This window comes from Cysteiniphilum halobium, from assembly GCF_003574425.1.
In the GTDB taxonomy this organism is placed as follows: Bacteria; Pseudomonadota; Gammaproteobacteria; order Francisellales; family Francisellaceae; genus Caedibacter; species Caedibacter halobius.
Genome location: NZ_QLIU01000037.1, coordinates 1 through 20,331, shown reverse-complemented (window position 1 = coordinate 20,331; position 20,331 = coordinate 1). Strand labels below are relative to the sequence as shown.

The window sequence follows — 20,331 nt, the reverse complement described above, 5'->3', positions numbered from 1 at the left end:
CAGATGAATGCAAAACTGTGCAATTCTTGATATTGGTAAAACGCATATTAAACTTGCTGTATTAAATGAACGATATGAAACACTTGTCAGCGCTCAATGTAATAATATAACGGTGATGTCTGCACCATATCCACATGTTGATATAGATGGGATATGGAATTGGTTTATTGCTCAGTTAACTGAAATTAGCGATCAATATGCCATTTCTGCAATTAATATTGCTACACATGGGGCGACTGCTGCACTCGTAAAAGCATCGTCAAACAACGACTCTGGCTTACTATTACCAGTTATTGACTATGAGTGGAATGGTGTTGAAAAAACGACGGACTACTTGAAACTTAGACCAAAGTTTGAGGAAACTTTTTCTCCACTATTACCAGCTGGTTTAAACTTAGGCCGACAAATCTATTGGTTGTCAAAATGTTACCCAAATGAGTTTTTAAAAGCAGATGCTATCTTGCTATATCCTCAATACTGGGCATGGCGAATGTCAGGTAAAATGGTAACTGAAATTACTTCCTTGGGCTGTCATTCTGATTTATGGAATGTCAAAGAGAGCTCTTTTTCTTCTTTAGTTTTAAATCAAAAGTGGCAAAATAAATTTCCAGCATTATGTTCTGCAGATAAACCTATTGGTGTAGTATCTAATAAGTTTGCAAATCAAACTGGAGTTCAAAAAGACTGTTTGATTTATTCTGGTTTGCATGACAGTAATGCAAGTTATCTCCGCTATTTAGATGGTTCAAGCCAAGCATATAAAACAATTATTTCAACAGGTACCTGGACGATTAGTTTTTCACCTAGCACACCATTAAATAGGCTCTTACAGAGCCAGGACATGGATATGCTATTAAATATTAATATTTATGGCCAGCCCATTGCATGTGCGCGCTTCATGGGAGGCAGAGAGTACGCGAGTATTTGCCAGCAGTTTAAATTAGATGTTGATACGAATGTTTCTGAATCTGATCTGCAGCAAGTGATTAATGATGAAGTATTTGCTACGCCTAGCTTTAGCAATAGTGGGCCTTTTGCTCAAATAAAAGGTAAAATTATTGGAAATCCTAAAAATGGAGCTGCTTTAGCTGTATTATATGTTGCCTTGCTGATGAGTTATGAATTGGATTTATTAGATAATAAATCTGAAGAGGTGGTGATCTCTGGCGCTTTTGTTAATAATATTTTGCTATGCAGAGTATTTGCTCAATTGCGCAGTCATCAAAAAGTAAAAATTTGTAATGGAATAACTGGTGCAATTATAGGAGCAGCGAGCCTATGTTTATCAAAAAAATATACAGAAGTTTATTCGCGTGATGAGATAGATTGTCATCCGACACAATTAAATCACTTGGTAGATTATGCAAAAAAATGGGAACAAAAAACGCATGAAGAGTCGCATCGTATAAGTAATAGGAGAGTTATATGATTATTTCTTCCCCAGGGGATTATCGTGATAAGGCCAAGCGTAGCTTACCAAGGTTTATTTTTGATTATATAGATGGAGGTGCATATGCTGAATACACATTACAAAAAAATGTATCTGATATTAGAGAGATTGAATTAAAACAACGGATATTGAAAAATATTGAAAATTTGGATTTAAGTACTGAATTATTTGGTGAGAAATTAGCTTTACCCGTAATATTTGCACCTGTAGGAATAACTGGTATGTACGCTTGCCGCGGTGAAGTGCAAATGGCAAAAGCAGCTGAAAATAAAGGCATTAAGTTTATTCAATCAACAGTATCAGTATGCTCAATTGAAGAGGTCGCAAAAAGCTTAAAATCTCCACAATGGTTCCAGCTTTATGTATTAAAAGACCGTGAGTTTATGAAAGATATGCTACAACGCGCTAAGAATCTAGGTATAAAAAACTTAGTTTTCACGGTTGATATGCCAACTCCAGGAGCGCGTTATCGTGATCCACATTCTGGTATGTCTGGACCATTTTCTAAAACACGTCGTATCTTACAAGCATGTATGAAACCAAAGTGGAGTTTTGATGTTGGAATCAAAGGGAGACCACATGATTTAGGTAATATTTCCACGTATTTAGGAAAAAGCGTTGGTTTAGAAGACTATATTGGGTGGTTAGGTAAAAACTTTGATCCCTCAATTGGCTGGAAAGAGTTAGAATGGGTGAGAGAGGCCTGGGATGGCTCATTGATTTTGAAGGGAATTTTAGACCCTGATGATGCTAAAGATGCTGTTAAATTTGGTGCTGATGGTATTGTTGTATCCAATCATGGAGGCCGACAACTAGATAGTGTTTCATCAACAGTAAAGGTTTTACCTGAAATTGTAAAAGCTGTAGATGATCGTCTTACTGTTTTAGTTGACTCAGGTATCCGATCGGGACTTGATGTTGTTAAAATGTTAGCATTAGGGGCAAAAGGAGTGCTGTTAGGTCGATCTGCTGTTTTCGCCTTAGCTGCAGCTGGTCAAGAAGGTGTTGAAAATCTATTAGAACTGTATAAAAAAGAAATGTCTGTTGCCATGACTTTAACAGGTGTTAGCAAGGTAAGATCAATTAGCCAAGACATCTTAATGTACTAAAAGTTTTTGGATGGGAGTATTTAGTGGAGGCGCAAAAACTAAAATTAAGAAATTATATTTCATATGGAATAGGTGATATTTATGGCGGTGGTGCCTTTACCATTATTGGAACATTCTTTTTAATATTTTTAACAAATAATGTAGGACTATCACCTTTTTTAGCAGGTGCTTTATTTGGTATTGGACGCTTTTGGATGTCACTGACAGATCCGATATTTGGGATAATATCCGATAGGACACGTTCACGATTTGGTCGGCGACGCATATATTTCTTAGTCGGGCTTATTCCTATTCTTATAACCTTTATCCCTCTTTGGCTTGTGCCAATGAAAGTAGGAGTAAATGGTGTTGAGCAGTGGCATGCTTTTGTCTATTACTTTGGAATGTATATTATTTTTGATCTTGCCTACTCAATGGTTATTATCCCCTATTCCGCACTTGTTGCGGATATGAGTCACGAGTATAAATCAAGGGTAAAACTCTCAGCATTTCGCATGGGTTTTTCCCAGTTTTCCTCTATTTTAGCAACGATAGTTGCACCAATATTGCTCGTTGCCTTTTCCTATAGCAATAAGGCTTATTTAATCATGGCCATATGCTTTTCCGTGTTATATACCGTTATTTGGGTTGTGGTATTTTTTGGAACCTTTGAAATTCTCGTGCCCCAGGAAAAGCCCCTGCAAAAAGCTTCTGTTAGCAAAGTATTAGGTGATATGTTTAGAGATATTGGTACAGCGTTTATGAATAAATCATTCAGAGCTCAACTTGGGCTTTTTCTCTTTGCCTTCGCTGCACTTGATATTTTGATGGGACTTGGCGCCTATTACATCAATGACTATTTGAAACGCCCGGATCTTTTGAGCTATATGAGTGCAATGTGGATTGCACAGGTATGTGTATTGCCATTTTACACTTACCTTGCAAATAAATACTCAAAGGCAACTGCATATCGTATTGGTGCAACGATTTGGGCATTAGCAATGCTTTTATTATTTACCCTAACACCACATAATACATCAGCATTAAATGTTGCAATTCACTTTGCACTTATCGGTGTTGGTTTGTCTCCTTGCTATATGATTCCAATGGCAATGATAAGCTTTGTTACCGAGGTAGATTGTTTGATGACAAAGAAAAGAAGAACAGGTGTATATGCAGGCGCCATGTCATCAGCAAGAAAGCTATCTCAGGGACTTATTGTATTACCAGGAATAGGTCTTTTATTAACTATTATTGGTTATAATGCTTCCCTTAGTACACAGTCAGTTACTACATTAATAGATTTAAAATTAATTTTTATCCTCCTACCTATCTTGTTAATCACAGTTGGCTTTTACTTTTCAATGCGTTTTAAAGTGAATCCAAAAAACTTTGAAATTATTAAAGCAGAGATTTCACGGTTGAAAAGTGGTGGAAAAAAGGAGCATGTGCACCCTGAAACGCAAATGATCTGTGAGAAACTAACAGGTAAAAAATATGAACAGCTATTTAATTAGCCATCAACAAAAATGCGCTATTTAATACCCAGTTTAGCTTTATAGGAGATAAAATGATTGCAATTAATGAACATAAAAAAGGCTTTACATTACAATATAATGGGCAGGAGCTACTTCAGCATACAGAAAACTCGCCATTAATATTCTTGGGTGTTGGTGAAGATAACATGGATATGTATCGTGGAAATTTTGATATTTCTGATTATCTGATTGAGCGCTTTGCACTTAGAAAATATAGCATTATAAAAACCTCAAAGAATCATATTAAGATTAACTTCTCTCATGATCAGGCATCTGTAAAACTTGAGGTGCAGGAAAAAGACGATCGATTATATGTTAATTTTAGTTGCTCTAATAAAATAATGAATCGTTTTTGGATTCGTATTCATGCTAGCCAAAAAGAAAAGGTATACGGCTGTGGTGAGCAACTATCGTATTTTAATTTGCGTGGTAAACACTTCCCACTGTGGACTTCTGAGCCTGGTGTTGGAAGGGATAAATCCAGCTATGTTACGTGGCAGGCAGATGTTAAAGATAAAGCTGGAGGCGATTATTATAATACAAACTATCCACAATCGACTTTTATTTCAACAAAGAAGTATTATTGTCACATGCAAAGTACTGCATATATGGATTTTGATTTTAGACATCATGATTTTCATGAACTGCAATGCTGGGAAGTACCCGAAGCCTTGATATTTGAACAAGCCAGGAGTTATGCAGAACTCGTTGAAAAGTTAAGTGGCTTTTTTGGGCGCCAAAAACCACTGCCAGAGTGGGTGTACAATGGCATTATCCTCGGTATTCAAGATGGAACTGAAATTGTCATTAATAAAGCAAAAAAGGCACTTAATGCAGGGGTAAAAGTCTCTGGAATTTGGGCTCAGGATTGGCAAGGAGAAAGGCGTACAAGCTTTGGCAAACGCCTTAACTGGAACTGGCAATGGGATAAGGCGCTTTATCCAGATTTGGACAAGAAAATACATGAGCTTAAGAAAGAAGGTATTCGTTTTCTAGGCTACATTAACCCTTACCTTATTCAAGGACATGCATTATATAATGAAGCTTTCAGTAAAGGTTATTTTGCGACAAAAGATAATGGCAGCGAATATGTTATCGACTTTGGGGAATTTTACTGTGGTGTCATTGATTTTACCAATCCTGAGGCTTTTTCATGGTATAAAGATCGTGTCATTCGAAAAGAGATGATTGACTTTGGTTTATCAGGCTGGATGGCAGACTTTGGTGAGTATTTACCGGTTGATTGTAAACTTTATAATAATAAAAGTGCAAAGATTATGCATAATGACTGGCCACGCCTTTGGGCAAAAGCAAACTTTGAAGCAGTTGAAGAATCAGGGCAATCTGAGGAAATCATGTATTTTATGCGTGCAGGTTTTAATGGCTTTCAGCCTTATAATCGCCTGTTATGGGCAGGAGATCAATGTGTAGATTTTAGTATGCATGATGGTTTAGCATCGGTTATTCCAGCAGCATTATCATCTGGTTTATCGGGAATGGGGCTCCACCACAGTGATATTGGAGGATATACCACACTGCATGGTTTAAAACGTAATAAAGAACTTTTTATGCGTTGGTCAGAAATGGCAGCCTTTACTCCAGTTATGCGCACACATGAAGGAAATCGCCCACAGGATAACTTCCAGTTCGACCAAGATGAAAATGTATTAAAACACTTAGCCAAAATGGTCAATACTTATGTGCACTTAAAGCCTTATATTAAATCACTTGTTAAGGAAAATGCTGCAAAAGGTATACCTGTGCAAAGACCGCTTTTTATGCATTATGAAAATGATGAAGTCTGCTATGATATTCAATATCAATATTTACTTGGAAAGGATATCCTTGTCGCACCCGTATACAAAGAACATCAAAAGACATGGGAAGTCTATTTACCTGAAGATAAGTGGATACATGCCTATTCAAAAGAAGAATTCACTGGCGGTTATGTTACCGTTGATGCTCCTTTAGGTAGACCACCAGTCTTTTACCGTAAAGAGGCTGAGCATGCTCCATTATTTGAGGAAATTTCAAATAAATTTACTGAGCAATAGATGCATAGACCTTTCTAGCACCTTGATAAGGTTCTCTTGAGTGCAAAACGGTATTATTGTTAATCCATAACACATCCCCTTTTTGCCAGTCAAAGCGTACAGTATCTTCTTTCATTCTTTCAGTTAACATATTCATGACCTTATCATCGATATAAGAGCCATCAGCAAGTATCACTGCCTTATGTCCTTCATTTCTGGCGTCATTCCAGCCATGATAGGCTGCATAAATAGAATTAAAAAACATTTTCTGATCTTGATAGTGACGAATAGCAGGTAATACAGCAGTGGTTGTTTTAACACTTTGATCCTCTTGCCACTGATACTCCATGCCAAGTGATTGCATTTTTTTCTCAGCTTCCTCTTTAGTTGTACACTGGAATGTTTCTTTCCATGAACGACCAATAGCAGAGTCAGCATCTGTTGTCTCTGGCATAACGCGAATGTAACGCACACCACTTTTTTCAACTTTATTAGCAAAATCAGCATCAATACTTTGAAATTGATCATAAACTCTCTTAGAGCGGATAATAGGAGTTGCACCACCTTTTTCAGCACTGATTCCACAGCAAAAGAAAATATAATTTGGTGGGTTTGGCACTTGAGACATTTCATGATGAAAGGGAATAGATTCAGAAGCAGGAGACTCATTTGAAGTTAAGATGCGTGATTTGGTTACTTGTGTTCTAGGCGCAGCACCACCGATATAATCCATATTTTCAAATTCAGCGGCATCGAGCATATTTTCAAAGTCTTCAGCAGACTGAATTGGACAATTTCTAAATAAAATAGCATCATTTTGGTGTAAAGTTGCTTTAAGCTTATCTTTATTTTGCTGAACCCATATTAAAAATTCAGATTTATCTTGCTGATTTTCTCCATTGATTACATAAGGGAAAACTGATCTTTCATATTTTTTCTGCTCTTTTATTGGTGTATTTTTAATTTCCATGAATCCTCCACATCAATTTTTATCATAAATTTTGCGTATCAAAATTATCTTAATTTCTTTTTGTGCAAAAACATATATAGCATATGCAAAAAAATTTATTAATTTTTGCAAAAAATAGTTTAGACTGCTTTGTTATTGTACTTATCGTAAATATTTTGTAGTGTTTAGCACAGGTGAGTCCATACTAAATTTCTATGTTAAAAGGAGGGAGTATTTATGTCGGTAAAACTATTAAATGAATTTGCTTTGGGTTTTTGGCGCTTAGATGATGCTAAATTAAGCCAAAATGCGCTTGAGTCACTAGTCCTAAGTGCACTTGATCATAATGTAACTGTTATGGATCATGCTGATATCTATGGTGAATATCGCTGTGAGGCAATCTTTGGTCAACTGCTTAAAGCCAAACCATCATTACGTGATAAAATGACAATTGTTAGCAAGTGCGGTATTAAACTTCACTGTGCGGCAACACCAAACGTTGTAACAAAACATTATGACCTATCAGCGAAGAGTATTAAAACTTCCGTTGAAAATACACTGAAAAATCTCAACATTGATGTACTGGATGTCCTCTTAGTACACAGGCCAAGCCCAATTATGGATGTGAATGAAATTGCTGATAGCTTCGCTGAACTTAAGCATGCGGGAAAAGTAAAAGCATTTGGTGTATCAAACTTCACATCATCGCAGTTTGATTTACTCAATAGTAGAATTGAGCTCATTACGAACCAGATTGAGTATTCACTTTTGCACACAAGCCCAATGTATGATGGCACCTTAGATCAATTACAACAGTATCGTCTGCGCCCAATGGCATGGTCACCGTTAGCAGGTGGAGCACTTTTCTCACCAAAGCTGGAAACTCAGAAAAAAATGGTACAAAAGCTTCAATCATTATTGCCAAAGTATAATGCTGATAGCATTGATCAAATTGCACTGGCGTGGATTCTAAGGCATCCGGCAAAAGTTATGCCTGTGCTTGGCACACAAAACCAAAAGCGTTTTGAGAATGCATTAAAAGCAAAAGACATTAAGCTTTCTCTTGAAGATTGGTTTGCCATTTTAGAAATTGCTAATGGCTGCGAAGTACCATAGTCAGTAATTACGCATCTAGTGAATTAATTCAAGATATTGATTGCACTTAAAGGCAAGCTCTATTTATCTTGAAATCTGCTTTCTATTTTATAAAAACCCCTTTATCCTATAGCCTGATTTTTTTTAACGCTACTAACAGATGGGGGATTTATGCCCAATGGAGAGAACAAATAATAACAAGAAACCACTCATCAGCATTCGTAATTTAGTCAAACGTTTTGATGATGGTCATACTGCCGTTGATGGTATTTCTTTAGATATTTATCCAAAAGAATTTTTCGCACTTCTTGGTAGCTCAGGCAGTGGCAAAAGTACGTTACTTAGGCTCTTAGCTGGATTTGAACAACCCACTGATGGCAAAATACTAATTGATGGTGTGGATATGACTAATATCCCACCGTATAATCGCCCAATTAATATGATGTTTCAATCTTATGCGCTTTTTCCACACATGACCATTGAACAAAATATCATGTTTGGTCTAAAACAAGACAACCTCCCCAAAGATGAAATTATTAAACGTACTGCATCTGCGCTTAAAATTATTAAAATGGAGCATTTGGCGAAACGTAAACCCCATCAGCTATCAGGAGGCCAGCGCCAACGTGCAGCTTTAGCACGTTGCTTAGCAAAACGACCTAAACTTATCCTATTAGATGAGCCCTTATCAGCACTGGATAAAAACTTACGTGATCAAATGAAATTTGAACTGGTGGATATTCAAGAGCAAACCGGTAGCACCTTTATCATGGTCACGCACGACCAAGAAGAAGCAATGACGATGGCATCTCGTATTGGCATTATGTCGGAAGGCTGGTTGGAACAAGTCAGCCCCCCTCAAGAAGTCTATGAGTTTCCAAAAACGCGCTTTGTGGCTAACTTTATTGGTAAAAGTGCCATTTTTGAAGGTGCTATTAGTGAAATTAATGATGGCTCCAGTGTGATTGATTCCGATGAAACCAAGTGTTCATTCAAACTAGACCGCCGCATTGATGGCGTAGAAGCACAACAAATATGGGTTGGATTAAGGCCTGAGAAAATATCTATATCTAAAACACCACCTGAAGATTATAATCCCAGTCAACCAGTAAACACGATTGTTGGTAAAGTTAAAGATATTGCCTATATGGGTGGTTTATCAACTTATCACGTTGAAAGTGCCAGTGGTAAACGCATCACGGCAACAGATTTTAACGTTGAGCGTAATGCCGATCACCCAACCTGGGAAGATACGATTTATCTGACGTGGGAGCCTGAAAATATTATGGTGCTATACTCATGAAGTGGTTTCATAACCTTGATCCAAACCTGGTCCACAAATGGCAAAATCGCTTTGTTATCTTGGTGCCCATGCTGTGGTTTATGGTGTTTTTACTTATTCCTTTTTTGTTTGTTCTAACAATAAGCTTCACTTTACCTGCCAATGGCACGCCCCCCTTCACGGCAATTCTGCAATACACTGATCATACATTACATATCATTTTACACTTAGCTAACTACATGCAAACACTAAGCTCTAACTTGGTGTTTATTGCCCTGTTTGACTCGGTGAGTGTTGCTTTTTTTACAACTATTTTATGTATTTTAATTGGTTACCCAATGGCATTGGCGCTATCTCGTATCAAGCGCAAAAATGTCCAGCTAATTTTCCTTATTATGATTATTATTCCTTACTGGACATCATTCTTATTACGCACTTATGCATGGGTCACCCTATTGGGTAATCATCAGTTAAATGTCTTTTTGATGAAATTAGGCTTCCCAAGCATGGCACTGTTATACAATAATTTCTCAATGTATCTAGGCATGGTATATTGTTATCTACCTTTTTTGGTGTTACCACTTTATGCAACATTGATTAAACTTGATCCCATTTTAAACGATGCCGCCGCTGATTTAGGTGCCACCCCAATTACAACGTTTTTTAAAGTCACCTTACCACTGTCTATGCCAGGACTTATCGCAGGGAGCTTGTTAGTATTTATTCCTGCGGTTGGTGAAGTGGTCGTGCCCCAAATCATGGGTGGGTTAAATAGTGTTATGATCGGAAGTGTTATTTGGGAGCAATTTTTTACTGCCAATAATTGGGGAATGTCAGCAGCGATGTCGGTTATCTTGTTGATTATTCTCGTGATCCCTGTAATTTGGATGCAAAAAATCCAACAACGTCAAGCAAAAGCATCAGGGAGTTTATAATGCGTATTTTCTCTTACAGCAAAATAATGCTTATTATCGGACTCATATTTTTATATATCCCTTTAGTGATTTTAATTCTCTTTTCATTTAGTAATTCACAAATCATTAATCTATGGGGTGGGTTTACCCTAGATTGGTATAAAGAACTTTTTCAAGATAGTGATATTATCAGTGCTGCTTTAATCAGCTTACAAGTCGCCCTTATCGCTTCACTATGTGCCACGGTACTGGGTACTATGGTTGCTTATATCATGACACGTTTTAGTTATTTCAGAAGTAAAAGCTTTCTCTATGGTATGGTCATCACTCCTCTGGTGTTGCCAGATATCGTCCTTGGGGTGTCACTTTTGTTGATGTTTACCTCTTTACAAAACCTCATCGGTTGGCCGCACGGGCGCGGCATGATGACGATTATTATCGCGCATATTACCTTTTGTACTGCCTATGTCACGATTGTTATGCAAGCACGTATTGCCAGTGCTGATCGCTCCATTGAAGAAGCAGCAATGGATTTGGGCGCCAAACCTGCTAAAATTTTCTTCCAGATCACTTTGCCACAAATTATCCCCTCGCTCATTGCTTCATTTTTGTTGGCATTTACCCTATCGATTGATGATTTAGTCATTACCGAATTCGTGGCAGGTAGCAGTGACCCTACCTTACCGATGTATATTTATTCAACCGTGAAAAATGGACCTACACCTGAGATTAATGCTCTAGCGACATTGATGATTGCCATTATCTCAACGTGCGTTGTCGTTGGAGCATATATTGCATTTAAGATGGAAAGCAAACGTAAGAAGCAAAAGCAAAAATAAGTATAGTGATCACAAAAAATACACTTGACATCTGGCAATAGATCGCGAAAATGGCAGCATCTTAAAATATAAATACCAAATTTATACATTTTTTTATGCAAAAAAAATACTTGCTTTGCTTAAGCACATTGACCTCATTATTGCCACTGTGTTTATCAGCAAACACAAGTATCAGCTTTGAACCCGTTGCCTATGAAGCATTACCAGACTGGGATTGTGGCGACCAGATGCAAGCCTATCAAGCACTGCGAGTTTCATGCAAAGCAATTATCAAAAACACAAATTATAATAAAGATTGGCAAAGTAGCTGTCAAAATATCTTAGCCGTGTCAGCGCATACTGATCGACGTGCACGTGAGATAATTGAGCAAAATTTCTCTCCTTTTCTTGTGCGTTATAATGATCAGTCACAAGGTCTTTTTACTGGTTATTATGCCCCAGCTATAGCAGGCAGTTTATACCGCACAGCTGAATTTCCCGTCCCAATTTATAAGACACCATCTGATTTAATCCAGAAAAAAACACCATCTGGCACGCAGTACGGACATATGATCAATGGTAAGTTTATGCCCTACTATACCCGTGAAGAAATTGCAAAAAATAACTTTTTCACACGCAAAGATGTGATTGCCTGGGTAGGTTCACGCGTTGAGCGCACTTTTTTACAAATCCAAGGATCTGGTCGAATTGAGCTGACCAATGGTGATAGTATTCTTGTCGGTTATGATAGTCAAAATGGGCATCCTTATCGTCCGATTGGTCGATATTTGCTTGAGAATAAATTAATGCCTCGCGAAGATATTACGATGCAGTCAATTAAGAAATGGTTATATAATCACCCTAAAGAAGCAAATCAAGTTTTAAACTATGATCCTTCTTTTGTCTTTTTCCGTGTACTTAGTCATGGCAACCCGATTGGTGCCCAAGGTGTACCATTAACTCCAGGTTATTCAATTGCCATTGATAGTAAATTCTACCAATATGGCACACCGATTTGGTTGAGCACAACCTATCAGGGTGATCATAATAAAATACATAAACTCGACCGCTTAATGATTGCTCAGGATACTGGAGGTGCGATTCGCGGTGCGATTCGTGGTGATGTATTTTGGGGCAGTGGTAAAGAGGCTGAGTATTATGCAGGACATATGAAAAATTTAGGTCAGATGTTTGTGCTTCTTCCAAAAACAGACGCACTGCATCTTACCAAAAAATAATTCTCTTTAAAGCACCAATCAAGATTTGCCTTATCTTTAGCAATTGCCGATAATGTCACACATTCACTTTCAATGATTTAAATATTAACTAAATATGTCTATTCTCGATAAAAAGCGTTATTTACAAGATATTCTGCAATTTGCCAGTCAAGTCCTACACAGGAAAAATATTGATGCTTTTGAAATTAATTGTAGTTATGATCAAGGCCACGTTATTGCCGTTCGTAATCAACAAACGGAAACCTTAGAATATAATGTTACCCAACAGTTGAGTGTCACGATCTACCATCAAGGGAAAACTGGCTATGCTGAAACTTCTGACTTAAGTGAAAAAAGTATTTTATCGATTATTGATAATGCTAAAACCATTGCTAACTATACTGAGAAGGACCATTTTGCTGGGATTATAGATAAAAGATTTCTATGTAATCCAGCGGAAATGCCTATGCTTTATCAACCCATTGCAAACTTTAGCATCGATCAACTGATTGAGCATGCCAAGCACTGCGAGGCAATTGCACTTGAGAGCAATGACATTGATCACTCTGAAGGCGTTGATATCGACAGCTTTGAGATTTTGCATGGTTTTGCTAATAGCCATGGCTTTTTGCACGTTTATCCTGAAACACGCCATAGCATCGGTATCGGACTTATTGCCAAAGATAACCACGGTATGCAACGTGATAACGCTTACTATAGTGCACATGATTTCACAGCACTTCCTAGTACTCAACATATTGCAAAACTTGCACTTAAACGCACGCTAGATCGCAGAAACCCTCGACATATTCAAAGTCAACAATTACCGATTTTACTCTCACCATCGATTGCACGCTCATTTTGGGGTGCATTATTGTCAGCCATTAAAGGGCAACGTCAATACCATAAGGACACTTTTCTTTTGGACAAACTCAACCACACGGTAATCAATCGTGATATTAGCCTCATTGAGAATCCTGATATTCCACAAGCACTTGGTAATCAACCTTATGACAATGAGGGGGTGAATTTTGGTGAAAATCCGATTATTACAAATGGTGTTTTAAATCGCTATTTACTAAATAGTTATAGCGCACGTCAGTTAAAACGTGAAACCACAGGCAACGCAGGTGGCATTAGCAACTTAATGGTTAATAGCAACAACACACAATCGTATGACACCCTTATTAAATCAATTGATAAAGGGGTAATTGTGCATGAAACCATGGGGCAAGGCTTTCATATTACCACAGGTGATTACTCACAAGGTGCAATGGGGTATTATGTTGAAAAAGGTGAGATCTGCTATCCGATTGATAATTTCACCATTGCTGGTAATTTGAGTGACATGCTGCAAAGCATTATCGCTATAGGTAATGATATTGAGCCTTTTTCACGTATTCAAAGTGGTTCACTGTTAATAAAACAATGCAGCATTAGTGGTGAGTAAATGATTCAAGCACTTATTATTCTATCAGCATTAATTCTAGGTTACTTTATTGATCTGAAGTTCTTATCTAATAAGCTGATGAATAAACTGCTCTCCTCAATGATTAGCCTAATTATTGCAGTTATGGGGTATAACTTTGGTGAGCTTATCTACAAGCTGCAAGGTGCGCTTTTTTCAATGCTTGGCATAACCTTAAGCTTTATCACTGCCTTATTTGCTATCAATGTTTTAGCAGTGTATAGCTACTTACGCTTAAAGCCAAAGCGCGCAATTAAAGCGCATCACGATATGGTCAAAGCACAAAACTCTCTTAAGTCTATTCTCACCAGCTGCAAATATCTACTTTGTCTTATCATTGGTAGCTTGCTTGGACTATTTATCAATAAACCACTTTTACATATCGAGCTTATTATCGATGCCATTTTAATCCTCACGTTATTTATTATTGGTATACAAATGCGCCGAGAGGGGCATTCACTCACTCAGATCCTCAAAAATAAAACAGGCATTATAATTGCCATTATCTTAATGATTAGCTCTCTTATTGTTGGTGCTATTTTGGGATTATTTTTTCATATCTCCCTAGCGCACTCGCTAATGCTAACAAGCGGCTTTGGCTGGTATAGTTTATCCAGTATTTTAAATGCTCAACTGATCGATGCACACTTTGGCACAATGACATTTTTTATCGATTTTTCACGTGAAATTATCGCCATTATTGTAATCCCAGTATTCGCAAAACGTATTCCAACTGAACTGATTAGTTATAGTGGTGCCACTGCCATGGACTTTAGTCTACCGGTTATTAAAGATCATATAGGTATGCAAGCTGTACCAGTTGCTATTAGTAGCGGTTTTATCTTGACACTGGCAACACCAATACTTATACCACTGTTTAATCTTATTCCATTTTAAGGATTATTATGCAAAACGAATTATTAACCCAAAAAGTTCAAACACTTGGCTTAAATAATATTAAGCGTCATATTTTTTTATGTTGTGACCAGAGCATTGATAAATGCTGTAACAGACAAGACTCTCTCGTTGCTTGGGAGTATCTTAAGAGACGTTTATCTGAATTGAAACTTTCACAATCTGGAGAAATCTATCGCACAAAAGCAAACTGTCTACGCGTGTGCATACAAGGACCTATCGCAGTTGTTTACCCTGAAGGCGTATGGTATCACTCCTGCACTCCCGAGGTACTTGAAGAAATTATTCAGTCGCATCTGATCAATGGTGAAATTGTTACACAATATCAGATTAAACATCACATTTAGATTTTAACCATTTAACATCTGCGATAATAATGACACCTTCCCCATAAAAATATTGATTACGACTACGCTAAAATTGACTTTAACAGACGTTTAAGCGTCTGTTTTAATTTTTAGAGGTGTTATTCAACAAAAAAATTCATCTCTTGATTAAATTAAAACTGTTCGCTTCTCACCAATTTTGCGCTAATATACTTTGAATGATCAAAAAAGGAGATCGTATTATGGAAATGCAAAACATGCATAATGCACAAGCATACACATTACAGACACATGTTTATAATGATGCTGTGGCCATGCTTAAAATGGGTGTACCGATTTCTGTTGTTGCTAAAACTTTACAAATCCCTAGTGAGCAGATTCGCCATTTGAAAAATGAACGCAGTAATAATAATGAATAAATTGTACACCCCCGCAGCAAAATGATTTACGATGGATATAAGAATCGATTAGGATGTTATTCTATTTAATAAACCCTCTTTAAGTTATGACACCTAATGATGCTGCTGCGCGCAATGAAGCACTGAATCCCAAAAAATCTTTTATTGTACAAGCGCCTGCAGGCTCTGGTAAAACTGAAACCTTAACCCAGCGTTATTTGAATCTACTGTCTCACGTTGAGGCTCCTGAAGAAATCATTGCATTGACTTTTACTAATAAAGCTGCCAATGAGATGCAGCAGCGGATTTATCAATCCCTTTTAGCAGCACAAACTACACATGAACCAAAAGAGCCTCACAAAAAACTGACCTTTCATCTTGCCCAACAAGCACTTCTACAAAACACGCGCAAACAATGGCAACTATTGATGAGTCCTAAACGATTACGCATTATGACCATTGATGCATTTTGTCAGAGTTTATCTAAACAGCTTATTTTTGAAACCGATGAAGCGTTCAATGCCGAGATTAGTGATACACCTGAGCTATTATATGAACAAGCCATTGATGATTTTATCAATGACACACATAAACAAAGCCCTCTTTATCAGGATTTACATGACCTGTTAGCACATCTTGATAATGATATTAATCGTGTGAAAGACCTGCTTAGCAGTATGCTCGCTAGACGCGAACAATGGCTTAGTATTTTATTAGCCTCTGAATTAACCCAAGCTGATACAACGCATGGTAAAGTTGTTATCGAGTCTGGTTTTAAAGCGCTTTTTACTGAGCTTCAACAACGCTTAAGTACATTATTAAATATTGACCAAAATCAATTCATCTTAAATGAAATACTGATATTTTGTGATAATAAAAATAACGAAAATACAGAAAACCTGATAGATCAAGACAATCCCATCTTTTGGCAAAAATTAATAAACTTACTTTTCACCAATGACAATACCTTTCGTAAAACTTTTAATGCAAGACAAGGCTTACCTGCTAAAGATGCTAAAGCCAAAGGTTATGCGCAATGGCTTATTGACTATACGCAATCCTTTAGCGATAACAGTTTATTAGATATCACCTCATTAGTTGCTGAAATTCGTCTTTATGAGCGCTTATTATTGGATGATCAAGAATGGCAAATATTAAGTGCAATTGCGCGGATTGCATTGCGTTTAGTGCAGTACCTAAAGCTTGTATTTAAAGCACGCGCTTTGCTTGATTTTAATGAAGTATCTTTACAAGCTCTCTCAGCCCTTGGTAGTAGTGAAGCGCCGACTGATTTGATGCTTTATCTTGATCATCAGATCAAACATCTTTTAATTGATGAGTTTCAAGATACCTCTATTTTGCAGTTTAAGTTATTACAGATGTTAACCCTTGAATGGCAAGCTGATGATGGCAAAACACTTTTTATTGTTGGAGATCCGATGCAGTCTATTTATCGTTTTCGCCAAGCTGAGGTAAATCAATTTCTAGATGTCAAAGCACATGGCATTAATCAAGTGCCACTTACGTTTTTGCAATTTGATTGTAATTTCCGTTCACAGAAATCCATTGTTGATTGGGTCAATAATCACTTTTGCACTATCTTTCCTAAAGAAGATGATCGCAACTATGGTGGTATTAGTTACGCACCTGCAACAACGCTATCACAAGAGCTTAGTCAAGAGGCTATTACTTATCAATTATTTGCAAACTTAGCACAAGAAGCACAATTTATTGCCGATAGCATCAAAACATATCTTGATCAATATCCTGATCATCAAATCGCTATTTTGGTGCGTACACGCAGTCACTTAAAGCACCTTGTCCCAGTATTAAAGGCTCAAGGAGTTGCTATCGTTGAAAATGAAATAGAAACCTTTTATCATCAGCCAATGGTGATGGATTTGCTATGCCTTTGTGCGATTTTAAACAATCCTGAACAATCCATTTACTGGGTGAGTTTATTGCAGTCACCCTTATTTGGCTTTTCTTTAAATGAACTGCAAAACGTCGAACAATTGCAACTCAATGAACAACAAAACGAGAAGCCTTACTCATTTTATGCCAAATTGTCTTTTTACCTTAAGAAACAACAAACGCATCCTCACCAACAAAAGGCATTTTATTTCTTAAGCTGGATCAATCATACTTTTTTTAATGGTGTTCGCAGTCCATTACTAAGGCGTTTAAGGATTACTTGGCAAGCACTGGATGGCTTTAGCATTTATCCAAATCGTGTGCTTTTTACTAGTTTTATTGACCTTTTGCATAACCACTTAACGCAAGATAAAACAGCAATTGCACAATTTGATCGCTTTGTCGCGCGGTTAAAACGCAAGTTTGTCAGTAGCCCATCACAGAGTAATGTCCTGATTATGACTATGCATCAATCCAAAGGTTTAGAATTTGATTTTGTGATTTTGCCGCAACTTGATAAGCGCGGCAAAGCCGATGATGTGCCCCTTTTTTTACATGATACGGTACGCCTAAGCGATGGCAAAGATCATTTACTACTAAGCCCCATTAAACACAGTTGGGAAAAGGAAACACCAGCACTTTTTAAAGTCATCCAAAGCATGCAGAAAAAACGTGGTGAATATGAGTTACAACGGCTTTTATATGTTGCTGTAACTCGCGCGAAATCAAAGCTTTTATTTACTGCTGTTAATGAAAATGGTAATGAGATCAAAGCTGCTAATAATAGCTTCTTAGCACTTTTGGCACCATTAAACCTTCCTTGGGTTACGTATGAAGATCTCAATACCAATATATCACCCGTTTCAGCTGACCAAGAACCAAACCCATACTATAAAATAATTAAACAGATACAAAACTACTCAACTACTGCTGTGCCTAATTTTGAACATTATCAAGCAGCACTTGAAGCAGATACAGCAGATGATTTAAATCAGCCTGATCTTAGCGAATTAGTATTAAGTAGTGATCGTCAGATCGGCTTAGCATTGCATCAATTGTTTAACTATTTGAGTACATCTTCAGATAATATCAATCATTGGCAGAATTATTTTTCTATCTGCTTGCACCAACATGCTATTGCTAGACCCCACCATGCTGAGGCCTATACTTTGGCCAATGAGGCAGTAACCAATACGCTTAAGCAATTCCCTTGGATTCTTAACGCTCACGGTATGCATGAGCAAGTCATGCTTAATTTAAGTTTTGATAAAACACAAAAACACATTGCTGATCGCATCATTATAGATAATAACCGATATCATATTATCGATTATAAATTTGCATCACCGAACAATAATGAGCCTTTAGCCGAATTTGTTGCGCAACAAACTAATATCTATCACACGCAACTTATCAATTACCAAAAGCTTATTGCCCGTTATTTTAAATTAAATTCCAATGATATTAAGTTATCACTTTATTTTCCTTTAATCCCACATCTTCAGGCTTTATAAATGATGTAATATGACCTTACTTCTGAAAGCACTGTTTAATCGTACATCTTCTAAAGCCCCTGATAATTAGGCAGATTTTGGCATCCAGGCATTTGTCAGTGTGTTTTTAATCTCATCTTGCTGCTCTTTGTTTAAAAGATCTTCACCTCCTCCACTCTCGACATTAAAACTAGCTAGTGTTTGAATAATCACATCAATCTGTTTGTTGCTTAGTACAAATTTACCAACCCCAATCTCATCAATTTGATGATCTTCAGATGCAAACCAGTCCGTTACAATGATCTCTTTGGGTTTATTTTTGTCTGCCAAATTCTTAATCATTAAGCTGCTTACCTCACGATAAAATCTTAGATCCGTTGTTTTTACACCATTGAGCTTCATAAAATCAGAACTACCATCACTATCGTAATTATTGATGACCGTACTATTAGCATTCTTGAAATTTACTTGATATTGATCACCTCCCTCACCACCAACTAGGATATTGTTATCCCCATGGGCGATCAATCTATCATCTCCTTCTTGACCTTCAAGCAAATCATCACCATTTCTAGCACGAAGCATATCATTACCTTGACCACCAAAAAGCTGATCTTGACCATCATTTCCTGCATATAACCTATCGTCTCCAGCATCACCATGCAAAGTGTTATCTCCCCATTGTGCATAAACTGTATCATCACCAGCACCTGCATAAATAATATCATTGCCCTCACCGGCATAAATCATATCACTTCCCTCTTTACTATTGACAATATCACTCCCACCTCCAGCATATATGGTATTTCCATAAACTATTGGATATACGCTATTTCCATCAGCGGGCATTTGCCCAGGATAAAGTACATAAGTACCTTCACCATAGTCATTATTGTTAATGGTAACGACATCATCTCCAGCCCCTGAACGGATAGTATTTTGACCAGTTTGAACCTCGATAAGGTCATCACCATTGCCTGATGTAATCACATTATTACCGTTGCCTGCATAGACTTCATTGTCACCATGGCCAGCTTTAATCACATTATCACCATCATAGGCATACACAATATCATTACCGTTTCCGCTATAAATTTGGTTATTTCCATCGCCCACATCGATCTCATTATCACCATGTCCGGCACGAATGACATTATGACCATCGCCTAATTCAATGTAATCATCACCTGCCCCTGTCATAATGATATTGTCACCATTATAAGCATATATTTGATTATCACCGGCTCCTAATTTCACGGTGTTATTACCATCTCCCAAATTCACCGAATCATCCCCATTCCCCGCATAAATCATGTTATCTCCATCACCCGTATCCAGTTCATTATCACCATGACCGAGTTTAATTACATTATTGCCATCTTCAACGTAAACATAATCATAATCAGCGCCACCATAGATACCCACGGGCTAAA

The 20,331-nt window shown here is 37.3% G+C and carries 16 protein-coding genes; 14 read left to right on the top strand and 2 right to left on the bottom strand.

Translation table 11 applies throughout. From position 1 onward, the window contains the following. The first annotated feature begins 7 nt into the window (after window positions 1-7). From DNK85_RS07975 to DNK85_RS07960, 4 genes are read left to right on the top strand one after another with little or no spacing between them, the layout of a single operon-like run. Entirely contained in the window at window positions 8-1,429 is a 1,422-nt protein-coding gene (locus tag DNK85_RS07975) for an FGGY-family carbohydrate kinase (protein WP_119329053.1), read from the top strand. Beyond that, on the top strand, window positions 1,426-2,559 hold the full coding sequence (gene lldD, locus DNK85_RS07970; RefSeq protein WP_119329052.1) for an FMN-dependent L-lactate dehydrogenase LldD: 1,134 nt from the start codon (window positions 1,426-1,428) through the stop codon (window positions 2,557-2,559). Before DNK85_RS07975 ends, lldD begins: the two co-directional genes overlap by 4 nt. A gap of 23 nt (window positions 2,560-2,582) precedes the next feature. Then, window positions 2,583-4,055 carry an MFS transporter gene (locus DNK85_RS07965; RefSeq protein ID WP_119329051.1) on the top strand — a complete coding sequence of 491 codons (1,473 nt, stop codon included), beginning with the start codon at window positions 2,583-2,585 and terminating at the stop codon, window positions 4,053-4,055. A gap of 53 nt (window positions 4,056-4,108) precedes the next feature. Then, entirely contained in the window at window positions 4,109-6,130 is a 2,022-nt protein-coding gene (locus DNK85_RS07960) for an alpha-glucosidase (RefSeq protein ID WP_119329050.1), read from the top strand. Here the strand turns inward: DNK85_RS07960 and DNK85_RS07955 are convergent. Then, window positions 6,117-7,079 carry a TauD/TfdA family dioxygenase gene (locus tag DNK85_RS07955; protein ID WP_119329049.1) on the bottom strand — a complete coding sequence of 321 codons (963 nt, stop codon included), beginning with the start codon at window positions 7,077-7,079 and terminating at the stop codon, window positions 6,117-6,119. The two genes, DNK85_RS07960 and DNK85_RS07955, sit on opposite strands and share 14 nt — an antisense overlap. Before the next feature lie 216 nt (window positions 7,080-7,295). Here DNK85_RS07955 and DNK85_RS07950 point away from each other — a divergent pair, with 216 nt between their 5' ends. The 10 genes from DNK85_RS07950 (at window position 7,296) to DNK85_RS07910 (ending at window position 18,919) form a co-directional block, all read left to right on the top strand. Next, window positions 7,296-8,174, top strand: coding sequence for an aldo/keto reductase (locus DNK85_RS07950; RefSeq protein ID WP_119329048.1), 879 nt, complete (start codon window positions 7,296-7,298; stop codon window positions 8,172-8,174). Window positions 8,175-8,331: 157 nt separating this feature from the next. Next, window positions 8,332-9,456 (top strand): ABC transporter ATP-binding protein, encoded by a 1,125-nt coding sequence (locus DNK85_RS07945; RefSeq protein WP_119329047.1) that lies wholly within the window; start codon window positions 8,332-8,334, stop codon window positions 9,454-9,456. Next, window positions 9,453-10,370 carry an ABC transporter permease gene (locus DNK85_RS07940; protein WP_119329046.1) on the top strand — a complete coding sequence of 306 codons (918 nt, stop codon included), beginning with the start codon at window positions 9,453-9,455 and terminating at the stop codon, window positions 10,368-10,370. The genes DNK85_RS07945 and DNK85_RS07940 overlap by 4 nt, the downstream gene beginning before the upstream one ends. Further along, window positions 10,370-11,188: an ABC transporter permease gene (locus DNK85_RS07935; RefSeq protein WP_119329045.1), complete on the top strand. Its 819-nt coding sequence runs from the start codon at window positions 10,370-10,372 to the stop codon at window positions 11,186-11,188. Before DNK85_RS07940 ends, DNK85_RS07935 begins: the two co-directional genes overlap by 1 nt. A gap of 95 nt (window positions 11,189-11,283) precedes the next feature. After that, window positions 11,284-12,405 (top strand): murein transglycosylase A, encoded by a 1,122-nt coding sequence (mltA, locus tag DNK85_RS07930; protein WP_119329044.1) that lies wholly within the window; start codon window positions 11,284-11,286, stop codon window positions 12,403-12,405. A gap of 94 nt (window positions 12,406-12,499) precedes the next feature. Then, the gene (locus DNK85_RS07925; RefSeq protein WP_119329043.1) at window positions 12,500-13,834 is read left to right on the top strand and encodes a TldD/PmbA family protein; all 1,335 of its coding nucleotides are present in this window, start codon (window positions 12,500-12,502) and stop codon (window positions 13,832-13,834) included. Further along, on the top strand, window positions 13,835-14,749 hold the full coding sequence (locus tag DNK85_RS07920) for a LysO family transporter (RefSeq protein ID WP_119329042.1): 915 nt from the start codon (window positions 13,835-13,837) through the stop codon (window positions 14,747-14,749). Between the two features lie 8 nt (window positions 14,750-14,757). After that, window positions 14,758-15,114, top strand: coding sequence for a (2Fe-2S) ferredoxin domain-containing protein (locus tag DNK85_RS07915; protein ID WP_119329041.1), 357 nt, complete (start codon window positions 14,758-14,760; stop codon window positions 15,112-15,114). 221 nt (window positions 15,115-15,335) lie between these two features. After that, entirely contained in the window at window positions 15,336-15,512 is a 177-nt protein-coding gene (locus DNK85_RS11550) for a hypothetical protein (RefSeq protein WP_162896608.1), read from the top strand. Window positions 15,513-15,598: 86 nt separating this feature from the next. Then, entirely contained in the window at window positions 15,599-18,919 is a 3,321-nt protein-coding gene (locus DNK85_RS07910; RefSeq protein ID WP_119329040.1) for a UvrD-helicase domain-containing protein, read from the top strand. 66 nt (window positions 18,920-18,985) lie between these two features. Here DNK85_RS07910 and DNK85_RS07905 read toward each other — a convergent pair whose 3' ends face one another. Further along, on the bottom strand, window positions 18,986-20,323 hold the full coding sequence (locus DNK85_RS07905) for a calcium-binding protein (protein ID WP_119329039.1): 1,338 nt from the start codon (window positions 20,321-20,323) through the stop codon (window positions 18,986-18,988). Between the last annotated feature and the right edge of the window lie 8 nt (window positions 20,324-20,331).

Bases quoted from the DNA above. Each gene is read 5' to 3' on its own strand.
- mltA (WP_119329044.1), top strand. From the start codon at position 11,284: ATGCAAAAAAAATACTTGCTTTGCTTAAGCACATTGACCTCATTATTG.
- DNK85_RS07915 (WP_119329041.1), top strand. From the start codon at position 14,758: ATGCAAAACGAATTATTAACCCAAAAAGTTCAAACACTTGGCTTAAAT.
- lldD (WP_119329052.1), top strand. From the start codon at position 1,426: ATGATTATTTCTTCCCCAGGGGATTATCGTGATAAGGCCAAGCGTAGC.
- DNK85_RS07940 (WP_119329046.1), top strand. From the start codon at position 9,453: ATGAAGTGGTTTCATAACCTTGATCCAAACCTGGTCCACAAATGGCAA.
- DNK85_RS07950 (WP_119329048.1), top strand. From the start codon at position 7,296: ATGTCGGTAAAACTATTAAATGAATTTGCTTTGGGTTTTTGGCGCTTA.
- DNK85_RS11550 (WP_162896608.1), top strand. From the start codon at position 15,336: ATGGAAATGCAAAACATGCATAATGCACAAGCATACACATTACAGACA.
- DNK85_RS07920 (WP_119329042.1), top strand. From the start codon at position 13,835: ATGATTCAAGCACTTATTATTCTATCAGCATTAATTCTAGGTTACTTT.
- DNK85_RS07910 (WP_119329040.1), top strand. From the start codon at position 15,599: ATGACACCTAATGATGCTGCTGCGCGCAATGAAGCACTGAATCCCAAA.
- DNK85_RS07955 (WP_119329049.1), bottom strand. From the start codon at position 7,079: ATGGAAATTAAAAATACACCAATAAAAGAGCAGAAAAAATATGAAAGA.
- DNK85_RS07925 (WP_119329043.1), top strand. From the start codon at position 12,500: ATGTCTATTCTCGATAAAAAGCGTTATTTACAAGATATTCTGCAATTT.
- DNK85_RS07935 (WP_119329045.1), top strand. From the start codon at position 10,370: ATGCGTATTTTCTCTTACAGCAAAATAATGCTTATTATCGGACTCATA.
- DNK85_RS07975 (WP_119329053.1), top strand. From the start codon at position 8: ATGCAAAACTGTGCAATTCTTGATATTGGTAAAACGCATATTAAACTT.
- DNK85_RS07960 (WP_119329050.1), top strand. From the start codon at position 4,109: ATGATTGCAATTAATGAACATAAAAAAGGCTTTACATTACAATATAAT.
- DNK85_RS07945 (WP_119329047.1), top strand. From the start codon at position 8,332: ATGGAGAGAACAAATAATAACAAGAAACCACTCATCAGCATTCGTAAT.